The 13178-nt window shown below is 57.7% G+C and carries 13 protein-coding genes; 5 read left to right on the forward strand and 8 right to left on the reverse strand.

The genetic code is table 11. The features are described 5' to 3' along the window. The 3 genes from ACEQWH_RS12140 to ACEQWH_RS12150 all read right to left on the reverse strand — a co-directional run. A partial coding sequence (locus tag ACEQWH_RS12140; RefSeq protein ID WP_370231250.1) for a methionine--tRNA ligase occupies positions 1-1101 on the reverse strand: 1101 nt, incomplete at its 3' end. 92 nt (positions 1102-1193) lie between these two features. Next, a complete protein-coding gene (locus ACEQWH_RS12145; protein ID WP_370231252.1) occupies positions 1194-2315 on the reverse strand; it encodes an aminotransferase in 1122 nt (373 codons plus the stop codon). 11 nt (positions 2316-2326) lie between these two features. Beyond that, on the reverse strand, positions 2327-3274 hold the full coding sequence (locus tag ACEQWH_RS12150) for an ornithine cyclodeaminase family protein (protein ID WP_370231253.1): 948 nt from the start codon (positions 3272-3274) through the stop codon (positions 2327-2329). A gap of 81 nt (positions 3275-3355) precedes the next feature. On the opposite strand from ACEQWH_RS12150, the gene ACEQWH_RS12155 reads away from it, so the two are divergent. Together ACEQWH_RS12155 and ACEQWH_RS12160 are read left to right on the forward strand one after the other, a co-directional pair. Then, a complete protein-coding gene (locus ACEQWH_RS12155) occupies positions 3356-4150 on the forward strand; it encodes a LuxR C-terminal-related transcriptional regulator (protein ID WP_370231255.1) in 795 nt (264 codons plus the stop codon). Positions 4151-4249: 99 nt separating this feature from the next. Then, entirely contained in the window at positions 4250-5290 is a 1041-nt protein-coding gene (locus tag ACEQWH_RS12160; protein ID WP_370231257.1) for a zinc-dependent alcohol dehydrogenase family protein, read from the forward strand. Between the two features lie 35 nt (positions 5291-5325). Here ACEQWH_RS12160 and ACEQWH_RS12165 read toward each other — a convergent pair whose 3' ends face one another. Both ACEQWH_RS12165 and ACEQWH_RS12170 read right to left on the reverse strand, forming a co-directional pair. After that, positions 5326-6558 (reverse strand): MFS transporter, encoded by a 1233-nt coding sequence (locus ACEQWH_RS12165; RefSeq protein WP_370231258.1) that lies wholly within the window; start codon positions 6556-6558, stop codon positions 5326-5328. Positions 6559-6602: 44 nt separating this feature from the next. Beyond that, positions 6603-7253, reverse strand: a complete 651-nt coding sequence (locus ACEQWH_RS12170) for an ImuA family protein (protein WP_370231259.1) — start codon at positions 7251-7253, stop codon at positions 6603-6605. A 144-nt stretch (positions 7254-7397) separates the two neighbouring features. Here ACEQWH_RS12170 and ACEQWH_RS12175 point away from each other — a divergent pair, with 144 nt between their 5' ends. After that, positions 7398-8441, forward strand: coding sequence for an aldo/keto reductase (locus tag ACEQWH_RS12175; RefSeq protein ID WP_370231261.1), 1044 nt, complete (start codon positions 7398-7400; stop codon positions 8439-8441). A gap of 27 nt (positions 8442-8468) precedes the next feature. Continuing rightward, complete coding sequence (locus ACEQWH_RS12180; protein ID WP_370231262.1) at positions 8469-8954, forward strand: hypothetical protein; 486 nt, start codon at positions 8469-8471, stop codon at positions 8952-8954. Here the strand turns inward: ACEQWH_RS12180 and ACEQWH_RS12185 are convergent. Genes ACEQWH_RS12185 through ACEQWH_RS12195 form a run of 3 tightly spaced genes read right to left on the reverse strand, consistent with a single transcriptional unit; the run spans position 8941 to position 11767 of the window. Further along, positions 8941-9507, reverse strand: a complete 567-nt coding sequence (locus ACEQWH_RS12185) for a TadE/TadG family type IV pilus assembly protein (protein ID WP_370231264.1) — start codon at positions 9505-9507, stop codon at positions 8941-8943. The genes ACEQWH_RS12180 and ACEQWH_RS12185 overlap by 14 nt on opposite strands. Continuing rightward, positions 9507-10040: a TadE/TadG family type IV pilus assembly protein gene (locus ACEQWH_RS12190; RefSeq protein ID WP_370231266.1), complete on the reverse strand. Its 534-nt coding sequence runs from the start codon at positions 10038-10040 to the stop codon at positions 9507-9509. The genes ACEQWH_RS12185 and ACEQWH_RS12190 overlap by 1 nt, the downstream gene beginning before the upstream one ends. Beyond that, a complete protein-coding gene (locus ACEQWH_RS12195; RefSeq protein WP_370231268.1) occupies positions 10037-11767 on the reverse strand; it encodes a pilus assembly protein TadG-related protein in 1731 nt (576 codons plus the stop codon). Before ACEQWH_RS12195 ends, ACEQWH_RS12190 begins: the two co-directional genes overlap by 4 nt. A gap of 338 nt (positions 11768-12105) precedes the next feature. Between ACEQWH_RS12195 and ACEQWH_RS12200 the strand changes: the two genes are divergently transcribed. Beyond that, the coding region (locus ACEQWH_RS12200) for a Glu/Leu/Phe/Val dehydrogenase (RefSeq protein ID WP_370231269.1) at positions 12106-13178 on the forward strand (1073 nt) is incomplete at its 3' end.

The following is a 13178-nucleotide window of genomic DNA, read 5'->3' on the forward strand; positions in this document are numbered from 1 at the left end:
CCAGTAGTCAGCGGGAAGGATCTCTAGCGCCTGATCCATAAAGACGCCGCGCCCGCGCGAGGTCGAGAACTGGCCGCCGTCATAGTTCAAGTAGTTGAAGGATTTGATGTAATCGACCAGCTTCCAAGGCTCGCCCGACCCGAAAATAGTGACCGGAAAGGACAGGGTGTGGAAGGGCACGTTATCTTTGCCCATGAACTGCGTATAGGTGACATCCTCGGCGCCTTTGTCGGTGCGCCACCAACGCGCCCAGTCTTCGCATTTGCCAGCGTCGACCCATTCCTGCGCGCAGGCGATATATTCAACCGGTGCGTCAAACCACACGTAAAAGACTTTGCCTTCCATGCCAGGCCAGTCTGCGTCGCCTTTTTTGACGGGCACGCCCCAGTCCAGATCGCGGGTGATGCCGCGGTCCTGAAGGCCGTCACCGTCGTTCAGCCATTTCTTGGCAATCGACGTGGTCAGGACAGGCCAGTCATGTTTGCTGTCGATCCATTCGCCCAGCTTTTCGCGCATCTCAGACTGGCGCAGATAGAGGTGCTTGGTCTCGCGCTCTTCCAGATCGGTCGAGCCTGAAATGGTGGAGTAGGGATTGATCAGATCGGTCGGATCAAGCTGTTTGGTGCAGTTGTCGCATTGATCGCCCCGCGCGCTTTCAAATCCGCAGTTCGGGCAGGTACCTTCGATGTAGCGATCCGGCAAAAAGCGACCGTCTGCATGGGAATAGATCTGGGTTTCCGAGACTTCGCGGATCAGGCCGTTGTCCGCCAGCTGGCCTGCAAAATGCTGCGTCAGCTTTTGGTTCTGCGGCGAAGAACTGCGCCCGAAATGGTCAAAGGACAGGCGGAACCCCTCTGCGATTTTGGCCTGAACCTCATGCATCTCGGCGCAGTATTCTGCAACGGGTTTGCCAGCTTTGGCCGCCGCAAGTTCTGCCGGTGTGCCGTGTTCGTCGGTTGCGCACAGAAACAGCACCTCATGGCCCCGCGCGCGCTGATAGCGGGCGAACAGATCCGCAGGAAGCTGGCTGCCGACCAGATTGCCCAGATGTTTGATGCCATTGATGTAAGGAATGGCAGAGGTGATGAGGTGGCGCGCCATAAAGCTATCCTTCGTTCGTTCGCGCTCTCCCTAGCGCAAAGCCGAAGCCAGTTCTAGGGCCTCGCGCCGCTTTCACGCAATGGCTGTGGGCGTTAGCCCAGCCCATCCAGATATTGTCCCATCAACGCCAGCCCTTTGCGCAGCACATCGGTGCTGTTGCAATAGCCGATGCGCGCATTGCCCTCCATGTCAAAGGCATCGCCCGGCGTCAGCATGACGCCTGTGTTTTTCAAAAGACCCAGACAGAATTCGCGTGATGTCATCGGCACGTCCAGCTTCAGCATGGCGGTGGTGCCCGCGCTGGGTTTGACCCAGGACACACGGGGTTGCTCGTCCACCCAAGTCGACAGAATGGCTAGATTGTCCCGCGCAATCTTGTGGCTACGGGCAAGAATTTTATCTCGACTTTCCAACGCAATAGCTGCGAAATGATCGTTGATCATGCCCACCGAAATCGTGTCATAATCCCGATGGATCAGGATCTGCTCTGTGACCTCTTTGGGGGCCACAACCCACCCCAGTCTCAGGCCAGCAAGCGAATAGGCCTTGGACATGCCCGCAGTCGCGATGCCCTTTTCATAGACGTCGACAATTGAGGGCACCCAACCGTCGCCGGATTGTCCGGTGCCGCGATAAACTTCGTCACATAGGATATAGGCGCCAACTTCACGCGCAATCTGGGCGATCTGAACCAACATAGCGCGGTCCATTTGTGCGCCGGTGGGGTTATTCGGATTGGTCAGCGCGATCAGTTTCGTGTCCGGACGCACCAGCGCGCGTAAGGCTGCGAGGTCCGGCAGGAAATCGTCTTCGGCCTTAAGGCGCAGGGTGTCGACCTCGGCCTCGATACTGGCGGGGATTGAATAGTGCTGCTGATACGTCGGCACGATCGACACCACATGGTCCCCTCGCGCCACCAGCGCTTTGTGGACCAGCATATTCGCCGCAATGGTGCCGTGGGTGACGGTGATCTTGTCGATGGGCTGCGCCTCATAAAGCGACGCGATTGCAGTGCGCAGACGATCCGAGCCCTCGATTGCCCCATAGGTCAGTTTCATCGACAACAGCTCGGACAGATCGTCTGAATTGCGCCCAGACAAGCGCAGCAGCTCTTCGACGGTGATGCTGGCAACGCAGGTTTCGGCAAGATTGTATTGGCAGCGGGTCTCCCAGTCGTTCATCCAGATTTCGACTTTAAAGGGCTCGATTTGCATGGTGGAATCTCCTAGGGGCGGGCCTGTTGATAGATAGCATGGGCGATAGCGATGTCTTCTAGTCCCAAACCGATAGAGCGAAAGAAGACTGGTCGCTGTCCTGAAGGTTTTGCACATCGGCCCACCGCAAGATCGGCCAAGTCACCGCAGATGTCTGATGGGGACCAGCCGTGGTCCCTTTGGGCGATGACCATTTCGCCCGCGCTAGAGGGGGTGGTCTGGCGATAGTCGCAATAGACGTCGGCCAAGGGCAGAAAGGCCGGATCAACCTCATGGGCCTGCGCGACATTGGTGCTGATCGACGTCACAAGGCAGCCGAGTTTCAAAAGCGTCGTATCAATCACCGGCGTGCCCGAAGAGGTGCAGAGCATGACCACATCTGCATTGTCCACGGTTTTTGCCGCATCCGGCGCGGATTGCACACGAGGGTCCAGCGCATGCCATGTGTTTTGAAGATCCGTATTCGCCGCCAAAGAGGGGGAATAAACCCGAATGCTGTTCCAGTCGCGCAAGGGTGCGACATAGCGCAAATGCGCCTGTGCAATCGCGCCGGTTCCTATGATCGCAAGGGTGAATGCGCGCCCCGTGGCGGCCAGATGGTCCACAGCCAGAGCAGTGGTCGCGGCGGTGCGTTCTGTGGTCAGTGCGCCTGCATCCAGCATGGCCAAGGGCGTGCCGCTTTGCATCGACATCAAAACCGTCCACGCCGTGATCAATGCACCGTTTTCCTGCGGCAGATACGGCGAGAGCTTCGCGCCAAAGACACCGGCTTTGCCCAACGCGCCCAGATAGGTGATGAAGTCGCCGCCCTGCGGGAATTCCGTGACGGTCTGAGGGGGTTGCACCGCTTGGCCTTCGCCCAGCTCGACAAACAGTGCGCGCATTGTCTGTACTGCGTCGATGTGATCCAATGCGCGTCGGACGGCTGCGTGTTCAAGCGTGATGGGGGCGTGGTCCATACCAAAACTCCTTTTCTGCAGGATAGGGTGCAGAGGATTTCAAAACTATCATCCCAAGGGATGAGGCCGAAAGATCGACGCGTGCAAATTTCAGATCATCATCGTTTTATTGAGCGCATCGCCGAGGTTCTGGACGGCACGCCCGACGCAGCACAGCTTATCCAAGCGGTACAGATGATTTTCCCGTGCGAGGCGGGGTTTGCGGTGTTGAACCGACGCGCGGCTGCTCCGGTTTATCTGGCCGATAGCTATCCAGACGCGGCCTCTAAAGCTGCGGTGCAGCTTTATGTACGTGCAACCTACGAGATCAATCCCGTGTTCAATGCGATCGAAAGCGGGTTGCGAGAGGGCGTCGTGCGCATGGCGGATCTTGCGCCTGACAATTGGGTCTCTGCGGGCGTAGATGTGGTGGCCGATGCCAGCGAGGAAATCGGCTATCGCACACCGGGCTGGCCTGCGGGGATGCAAGAGGTCTCGGTTCTGATAGATCTGCCTGACGACGTGGTTGGCGAAATCAGTCTGGCACGAAATGCGGTTGCGGGCGGTGTGCCCGAGGCTGATCTTGCACCGCTAAAGCTGTTTCTGCCGCTGATCCGCGTTGCGTTTAATAGGATTGCTGCGGACCACGCTGATACGCTAGCGCCTGACCCTGCTGCGCCGTTGCCGCTGGGCAGCTTTGGACGCGAGGTTTTATCGTCGCGCGAGGCGGAAATTCTGCAGATGATCTTGAAGGGCTATTCCAGCCTGTCGATCAGCCTGCACCTTGGCATCGCGATGCCAACAGTGAAGTCCCATCGCCGGAATGCATACGCCAAATTGGGAATCAGCACACAGCAACAGTTGTTTCGTTTGTATCTGGACTGGCGCGGTGTCTAGCGCGCCTGACTTTTTCGCTATGGTCTAAGATTGGCGAAGAGGTTTATTAGAACTCTGCGACTCTGCTCCGCCAAACTCCATCCCTGAAGGTGACCCTCTATGAAAGCCGTTCTCTACGAAAAATTCGAACAAGCGCCGAAGGTTGTGTCTTTGCCAGATCCCACACCCGAGCCGCATGGGGTTGTGATCAAGGTCGAGGCGACAGGGGTTTGCCGCAGCGATTGGCACGGTTGGATGGGGCATGACAGCGACATCGATCTGCCACATGTCCCCGGACATGAGCTTGCAGGGGTGATCTCCGCGGTGGGCAAAGCCGTCACGCGCTGGCGCGTTGGCGACCGGGTGACAGTACCGTTCATCGCGGGCTGTGGGTCGTGTTCCGAGTGTCACGCGGGGCATCAGCAGGTCTGCGCGCAACAGGAACAGCCTGGGTTCACCTATTGGGGGTCATTCGCAGAATATGTTGCGGTCCATCAGGCAGACCTTAACCTTGTTGCCTTGCCTGACAGCATGGATTTCGCAACTGCGGCCAGCCTCGGGTGCCGCTTTGCCACGTCGTTTCGGGCGGTGGTCGATCAGGGCAAGGTCGGTGCGGGTCAATGGGTGGCGGTGCACGGCTGCGGTGGCGTCGGGCTTTCGGCGGTGATGATCGCCAATGCTGTCGGTGCAAATGTCGTGGCGATTGATCTTGACGAAGACAAACTTGCGATGGCCAAGCAGTTGGGGGCGGCTGCTGTGGTGAATGGCGGTGACGTCGCGGATGTGCCCGAGGCGGTTCTGGATCTGACACGCGGGGGCGCCCATGTGTCGCTAGATGCGCTGGGCCATCAGGTGACATGCTTTAACTCGATCCTGAACCTGCGCCCCCGTGGCAAGCATGTTCAGGTTGGGCTGATGGCAGGCGATCATGCCGACCCGCAGGTGCCGATGGGCAAAGTGATTGCCAAAGAGCTAGAGATTCTGGGATCGCATGGAATGCAGGCGCATCGATACGGCGCGATGCTGGATATGATCGGGTCGGGCAAACTGGATCCCCAGCTATTGGTCGGCGATCAAATCAGCCTTGAGGACGCGCCAGAGGCATTGATGAACATGGATAAATTCCAAGCCGTAGGCGCGACTGTCATCACCAAATTCTAACGATTTTGACGCGCGCATGGTGAGTAGCGGCAGGGTTAGCTGCTGTGATCTTCACCGCGCGCGGACCGCCCGGTCAATCGCCCAATGATAAAGGACGTGCGCGGCGTCCAGATATAGCGGGTTCGGGTTTCTTCGGTTGGACGCGAGCGCATCCGCCACAGGCCGAAGGCCACCAGAAACAGATGCCCAATCGAGATCAGCAAAAACAGCGCCGAGGGGCCAAAGCTGGAAATCAGAGTCGAGGCGATATAGGGCGCGGCGATTGCGCCGACAGCAAAAAAGAACATCAGGCTGGCGGCCAGCTCGACCCTCTGATCGTCGCTTGCAAAGTCATTGGCGTGGGCTGACGCAATCGAAAAGATCGGAAAGGTGACAAAGCCAACCAAGCCGCCCAGCATCATCGTGGCGGTGGGGCTGCCTCCGAAGGCTGCCGTGGCGATACAGGCAAAGATAGAGGCCGCCGAAATCCAGATCAGCACCCAGCGCCGGTCGTATTTGTCCGCAAGCCACCCCATTGGCAGCTGCGCCAGCGCGCCGCCGGCCACAAAGGCAGCCAGAAACCAGCCGATATGCGCCTGGGTCAGCCCGATTTCCTGCCCATAGATCGGCCCAACCATCCGGAAACTGGCCGAGGTGATGCCTGCGACGATCACACCAGCCACCGCAAGCGGAGAGCTGATCATCGCAAGACGTGGGCGCAAGCGTGGCGCATCCGGCATGGCGGGCTGGGTGGCCTTGGTCAGGGTCAGCGGAATGATCGCTGCACAACACACAAGCGCGAGGATATTGTAGGACACATAGGAGGCGGGCTCTAGGACCGAGATCACCATCTGTGCGGCCAAAGAAGCCCCCATGTCGACAACCCGATAGGTGCCCATTGCCCGGGCGCGGATGTCATTGGTCAGCTTGGCGTGCAGCCAGGCCTCGATCACCGTATAGCTGCCCGCGATGCAAAATCCCGCTGCGATCCGCATGATGGCCCATGCGACCGGATCGATGATGAGAAAGTGCATCAACAGGCCGATGGCACCAATTGCTGTAAACACCGCAAAGGCGCGCGAGTGGCCGACATCTCCCATCAAGCGAGGGGCCCACCAACAGCCGATGAAAAAGCCAAGGAAGTGCGCTGACCCCATCAGGCCGATCTGTTCGGTGGAAAACCCCAGTGCAATGCCGCTCAGCGCGTCAAGTGGCCCAAGCCCGCCGTTGGAAAGCTGTAGGAAGATGACCGATAAGAACAGGGCGGAAAAGGAAATGAAGAGGCGCATATCATCTTTAGGATAGACGCCTTTGAGAGGGATGTCGCTTGTGTTTATTCGACCTTTGCAAGGTCGTTTTTCGGCTTTCCGGTCCCAATGGGTGATTTCTGAGGCTCGGCAATGGCAAAGCCCCGCGGGCCGAGTGTGACTGGCCACTCTTTGACGGGCGCGGTGCGGGCGCGCAGACGTTTCAGATCCCATGAGTTCAGGCCACGGGTGTGACGGGGCGCCATATGCCAGCGGCTTTCCACCCCGGCTGCGCCACCTTCGGCAGGGGTCAGGATAAGGCCCAAAGGCTGCCGGCCCGCCGCCGCGCCGCCCTGTTCTGCGGCCAGATGCAGGCGACGCACGGGCGTCAGCGCCGGAAGCCCGGGCAGATCACCGATGGCCAGGGGCACTTCGCCACTGCGCAGCACCTCTTCAAGGGTCCACAGCACATCTTCGGCACGGGTGGGCGACAGAAAGGTCACGCGGCCCGGATGCAGCAGCTGTTTGATGCCCTGCGGATACAGCCGCTCGACGGTCCAAGGTGGCGAGATCCAGAACACCGGCCCCTGCATCTGGCTGGCCACCCAAAGCGCCAGAGAGCGCCGTGCAGGTCCGCAGGCCTCGTGCAGCCGTCCCTGCCGCAACGAGACATCCGGCGCGAGGGTCAGGTTTGGGGGCGGGCGTTCGCGGTCTCGTTTCAGCGGGTGAGTCGACATGCTCAAAAAATACAATGTTCTTATTTTGTTCTCAATCGCAATTTCTCAAATACAGCCCCCCAAGCGGAAACTTGCGACAAAGCGGTTGCGTTAGGCCCTCAAAGCCATAGCTATGTCACTGGTAACAGTAAAAGGGGCAGTACCATGAAGCGTAACCCACTCGGACAAAGCGATATCACGGTCTCGGCCCTCAGCCTTGGGACCATGACCTTTGGCACCCAAACCGCAGAAGACGACGCGCAACGTCAGATGGATATGGCGTTGGACGCTGGGATCGATTTCTGGGACACGGCCGAAATGTATCCGGTGAACCCGATTGCCGCGGAACACACCGGCCGCTCTGAAGAGTTTTTGGGCAATTGGTTTGAAAAAACCGGCCGCCGCGACGAGGTGGTTCTGGCGACCAAGCACTCGGGCGAAGGAATGAAGATCTGGCGCGACGGGGCGCCGATTTCGTCAAAGACCATTCCTGAGGCCATCGAAGGATCGCTCAAGCGCCTTAAGACGGACTATATCGACCTTTACCAATTTCACTGGCCCAACCGTGGCAGCTATATGTTCCGCAAGAACTGGACCTATGACCCGTCCTCCCAAAACAAGGCCGAGACGCTGGCGCATATCGAAGACGCGCTGGAGGCTTTGCAGAAAGAAGTCGACAAGGGCCGGATCAGGGCCTTTGGTCTGTCCAACGAAAGCGCCTGGGGCACCGCACAATGGCTGCGGCTTTCCGAGGACAAGGGCCTGCCGCGCGTCGCCAGCATTCAGAACGAATACTCCATGATGTGTCGCCTCTATGATACTGATTTGGCAGAGCTTTCTGTGAACGAAAACGTGGGGCTCATGGCGTTTTCACCATTGGCGACGGGATATCTGACGGGCAAATATCGCAACGGTGCGGTGCCTGACGGCTCTCGTATGTCGCTTAGCAGCAACCTTGGAGGGCGGGTTTCCGAGCGGGCTCCGGAGGCGGTTGAAGCCTATCTCGCGATCGCGCAAAAACACGGGCTTGATCCGGTTCACATGGCCTTGGCGTGGTGTATGCAGCGCCCCTTTATGATGTCCGCGATCTTTGGGGCCACCACGGTCGATCAGCTTGCGCATATCATTGACGGCAAGGATCTGGTCTTGAGCGCCGAGGTCATGAAGGATATTGACGCCGCACATCGTGCGCATCCGATGCCGTACTAACGGCTGCTGCGCATAGCGGAGGATCCTATGAACGACGAAATTCTGGCCGAAGTCGGCGCCTCGGTGCCCCGTCGCTGGCTTGCGGTGTCTATGCAAAGCGTATTGGGCTTTATGCTTGTCTATGTGGCGATGAACACGCCACCCAGCTTTGGGTGGCAAGTGTTTCTGGTGGTCTTTGGCTTTGCGTCCATCGGTATGGCCGTCCGAACCTTTCGCGCCACAAAGGATCGTATCATTTTGACGCGTGAGGGGTTGCACACCAGCACCGGCGAAGAAATCATACCGATTGATGTCATCAGACGGGTCGAGCGCGGTGTGTTCGCGTTGAAACCGTCCAACGGCTTTATGCTGATCGCAGAGTCCAAGGCAGAAACAACGCGCTGGGCACCTGGTCTGTGGTGGCGGCTTGGTCGCCGCGTCGGGGTAGGGGGCGTTGCGCCCGGACATCAGGCAAAGGCTATGGCACAGATTATCGAAGCGCTTCTGGTCGAGCGTGGTGTCACGCGGGACTAGAGCCCTCGAAAACCAGCTGAGGCGCGTACCGGGGGCGGGTAAAGACGAACGTGTCAATTGACGCGCTACCAATGCCGACATTCAGCATCGGAGTGTAAGATCCCAGCGTCTCGACCAGGATCAAAACATCACTGTCGGACATGACTGGCAAACTGGGTTCCAGCTCGTCCATGTCAGAGTTTTCCAGCGCAATCAGGCGTGTGCCGCGGGCCTCGGACCAGTCGATCTCATAGGCGTTAAGGGCAGAGTTCCAGCTGATCACACTCACACGCAGTGAACTGTCGGTTTGCGAGCTTGCAAGCTCGTCAAACAGGGTGCGTGTGTTGGTGATGTATTGCGCATTCACCGCGTTGGTTTCCCGCGACAGCATATCACTGATGGTAAAGGCCGCTTTTTCAGCCAACGAGCGGGCGCGGTATGCGTCAAAGAACGTGGCGACCGCCGCAAAGGACCAAAGCAGCAGCGGCAGGATAACCACCATTTCGATCGAGATAACACCACGTGTGTCGTCTCGGAAATTTCTCAGGGCTGACAGGAATTTGCGTTTCAACATTAGCGCGGCTCCTGCACAAAGGCGGTCATCGCGATCAGGTGGGCATCACCTGCTTCGTCCAAAGTCAGCTCGCTGGTGAACCACGTGCTTGGAAAGATCGGTTGATATTTGGCACAGGCACGCAGGATCATCAGCTCGTTGTCGCTGCCGAAGCTCAAATTTGCCATGGGTTGCACTTCTAGGGAGCGATCCGAGCAAGACACTTCGCTGGGCATATCCTGCCAATTGCGAATGTCGCGGCGCACCATTTCAAGCTGTAGGTTTTCCATACAGTCCGGCACGACTTCGTGTGAACAGATCATCTGCTTAAGCTCGGCATGTGTCGGCGCGGCCCCGGTGTTCAGGCGGATCCAGCGCACGGTCTGATCCAGCCCGCGTTCCAGCATCGTATTGCGGATCGACATCAGGCCTACTTCTACAGCAGCCATCATGAAAAAGATAAAGATCGGAACCAGCAGGGCGAACTCGACGACGGCGTTGCCGTCCTCGTTGCGCCGGAACGCGCGCAGATATGTGGCAATCCGCGCGATCATTGCGTCAACCTCAGCTGGCGGATCGACGAGGCAATCGCGGCGAAAGCGTCAGAGATTTCAAGCCCTTGCACGTCGAAATAGTGGCTGTCAGAGCTGGCACAATCCTGCAGAACGGCCTGACCCGAAGAAGGGGCCTCAAACCCAATGGTAAAGACAACGATGCCTTCCTCTTTGGCCTGGTCACAGATGTCTTTTGTGCGGTTGTTCTTTTCCGTGCTGCCAACGGCATCAAATACGCCATTGTACCAGTCTGCCTGGGCATCCCAGTAGTTCATCCACGGCTCATAGTGATGCTCGACGTTGTGTTCAATTGAGGTATAGGCCCACAGATCGCCATAGCTCAGAACTTCGGCAGAGCCGGGCTCGTTGACGGTCACCACCTTGCGGATCTTGCGATAGCGACGGCAGGATCCATTGCGGCGGTAAGAGCGACACTGCCATGTGACCTGCGTCTCGTCATATGTCCCTTCGCCATAGGCGTGGTCGCGCCAGTCGTTCAGATGCGGCCAATAGAACATAGGCTCTTCGGTGTTGCCGTCATTGTCCTCGTCGCCGGTATCTTGACCGATATAAACGGAATAAACCTCTTCCTGATCGTTCCACCAGATATTGGACTCGCCTTCGCGGTAGTCCGGTTCGATGTAGTATTGCGATGTGTTCTGCCCGTCAGTCATCAGCACGATGACTTTAAGCGTCTGCCCTGCGTCATAGGCATAGGGGCGCTCTGTGAAATCACCAGGCACAGAGCCGTTGTTGATCAGCGTGTTGATCGTCGGCTGCATCGAAGGATCCAGCAGCGCCGTGCCCCACTTCATGCCAACGTCAATCGAGGTGTTTCCGCCGGCCCACATGGAATCCACGAATGTTTTCAATGCAGTCGCGTCATTCTGCAGAACCTGAATCTGCCTGCTTGCGTCGGTGTTTGGTTCGCATACAGGGCTGCTGACCAGACGTTTTGGATCATAGGGTCGCCCGTCGAAATCGCTCCAGGGGCTGAAGTGCATGGTGCGTTTCAGGGTTTCGGTGAAATCAAGGCCGGTCTCGGTATAGTCGCTTGCGTCAAAGTTGACGCAGTTGGAATAGTCATGTTCTGTCGAAACATTCAGCTCGGCCATAAGGTGGCTGGGGGCAGAGACCTGCGTTGCATAGGGGACGATAGAAATCGACAGCTTGCCCGGCTCTGTTGTTGTGGTCAGCGTGTCGATGAAATCTTTTGCCGCGACCTTGAGGTTGGCCAGACGCGAGTTCCAGCTCATCGAGCCAGAGACGTCCAGAACCATAGAGATCTCGACGCCACCAATGCGCTCTTCTGCGGCGCTCGCGGCGGACATAGCGAGCGTGCTGACACCGGCCAGGTTCATGAATTGCGTATCCATCGTGGTGTTGGCGGTGGCTGTCACGGACTTATAGCCCAGCCCCTCATCCACGACGACGTCGCCAAGATGATCGCTCATACCGGCCTTGGCGAAATAGTCCTCGATCACGTCCTGCGCAGGCAAGTCCTGATCCAGAGAGGCGGCTGCAAGAACGGCGCGGTCCAAGGTATCCTGAAGCTTGGTGCGGCGCATTTCAGCATGCATGAAATCGACGCCGATCCCGCCCACCATCAACATTACAAGAAAGACGATAATGCCGAAAAAGATCATGCTGCCGCTTTCGTCGCGCTGAAAACGCGTTGCAAAGCGGCGCAAATGAGTCAGTCGGCTATGTCGTCTTGTAACACGCATGGTGTCCTCGTCGGTTCACGGGCTTTGTGTCTGACATCGCGTCAGATACACTCCCTCGACGTCTTCATTGAAGTTGGAATCAGGCCGAAATAAGGCACGCTTCGCCCAATTCTGTGGCCAATGCCGCGAAGAGTTTCCGGCAGACGCAGGCCGCTAGCGCAAACATCGCTGGTGCTGCAAAGCAGAAACCCGCAATCCTTAAAAAAGTTTTCATTTTGACTAAAAATTGAGCGTTCAACCGAAGAAACTCGTCGAATTTGCTCGCGCGCCCTCAATAATAGGGCATAGTTACCTTAGCCAATTGGCGCAAATTCGTTGCATGTCATCAGAGGTACAAAATGAGCGTAGCAAACGAGCCGAGTTTCAGAGAAAGCGTAGATTTAATGTTCAACCGTGCGGTTGGATTGTTGGATCTGCCGCCGGGTTTGGAAGAGAAAATCCGGGTATGTAACGCGACCTATACGGTCCGTTTCGGTGTCAGACTACGCGGAGAGATCAAGACCTTTACAGGGTATCGCTCTGTTCACTCTGAACACATGGAGCCGGTAAAGGGTGGCATTCGGTATGCAACCAGCGTAAACCAAGACGAGGTCGAGGCGCTCGCAGCCCTGATGACCTACAAATGCGCGCTGGTCGAGGCGCCGTTTGGTGGCTCCAAAGGTGGTCTTTGCATCGATCCGCGTGAGTGGGACGAATACGAACTTGAACAAATCACCCGTCGTTTCGCCTATGAACTGGCCAAGCGCGACCTGATCCACCCCTCCCAAAACGTTCCTGCGCCTGACATGGGTACGGGCGAGCGTGAGATGGCATGGATGGCCGACCAATATGCACGGATGAACACCACAGACATCAACGCGCGCGCCTGTGTAACGGGCAAACCGCTGAACGCAGGTGGCATCGCCGGACGTGTCGAGGCGACCGGTCGTGGGGTGCAATACGCGTTGCAAGAATTCTTCCGCGATGCACGCGATATCGAAAAGGCCGGCATGAGCGGATCTCTGGATGGCAAGCGTGTTGTCGTTCAAGGTCTTGGGAACGTGGGTTATCACGCCGCCAAGTTTCTGAGCGAAGAAGACGGCTGTAAAGTTATCGGTATCATCGAGCGCGACGGCGCTTTGACCAATCCTGACGGTTTGAACATCGAAGATGTGCGCAACTGGATTGTCAAACACGACGGCGTCAAAGGCTTCCCTGATGCGGCCTATACCGAGAACGGTGCGGCAGTGATGGAAGAAGACTGCGACATCCTGATCCCCGCGGCGATGGAAGGGGTGATCAACCTGTCCAACGCCGAGCGTATCAAAGCGCCTTTGATTATCGAAGCCGCGAACGGCCCTGTCACCGCGGGTGCCGACAAAATCCTGCGCGAAAAGGGCTGTGTGATTATCCCTGACATGTATGCCAACGC

It is taken from the genome of Cognatishimia sp. (assembly GCF_964229375.1).
Classification (GTDB): domain Bacteria; phylum Pseudomonadota; class Alphaproteobacteria; order Rhodobacterales; family Rhodobacteraceae; genus Cognatishimia.

Excerpts from the sequence above, each read along its gene's own strand:
- ACEQWH_RS12145 (WP_370231252.1), bottom strand. The coding sequence starts at position 2,315 with ATGCAAATCGAGCCCTTTAAAGTCGAAATCTGGATGAACGACTGGGAG.
- ACEQWH_RS12150 (WP_370231253.1), bottom strand. The coding sequence starts at position 3,274 with ATGGACCACGCCCCCATCACGCTTGAACACGCAGCCGTCCGACGCGCA.
- ACEQWH_RS12160 (WP_370231257.1), top strand. The coding sequence starts at position 4,250 with ATGAAAGCCGTTCTCTACGAAAAATTCGAACAAGCGCCGAAGGTTGTG.
- ACEQWH_RS12165 (WP_370231258.1), bottom strand. The coding sequence starts at position 6,558 with ATGCGCCTCTTCATTTCCTTTTCCGCCCTGTTCTTATCGGTCATCTTC.
- ACEQWH_RS12170 (WP_370231259.1), bottom strand. The coding sequence starts at position 7,253 with ATGTCGACTCACCCGCTGAAACGAGACCGCGAACGCCCGCCCCCAAAC.
- ACEQWH_RS12175 (WP_370231261.1), top strand. The coding sequence starts at position 7,398 with ATGAAGCGTAACCCACTCGGACAAAGCGATATCACGGTCTCGGCCCTC.
- ACEQWH_RS12180 (WP_370231262.1), top strand. The coding sequence starts at position 8,469 with ATGAACGACGAAATTCTGGCCGAAGTCGGCGCCTCGGTGCCCCGTCGC.
- ACEQWH_RS12185 (WP_370231264.1), bottom strand. The coding sequence starts at position 9,507 with ATGTTGAAACGCAAATTCCTGTCAGCCCTGAGAAATTTCCGAGACGAC.
- ACEQWH_RS12190 (WP_370231266.1), bottom strand. The coding sequence starts at position 10,040 with ATGATCGCGCGGATTGCCACATATCTGCGCGCGTTCCGGCGCAACGAG.
- ACEQWH_RS12195 (WP_370231268.1), bottom strand. The coding sequence starts at position 11,767 with ATGCGTGTTACAAGACGACATAGCCGACTGACTCATTTGCGCCGCTTT.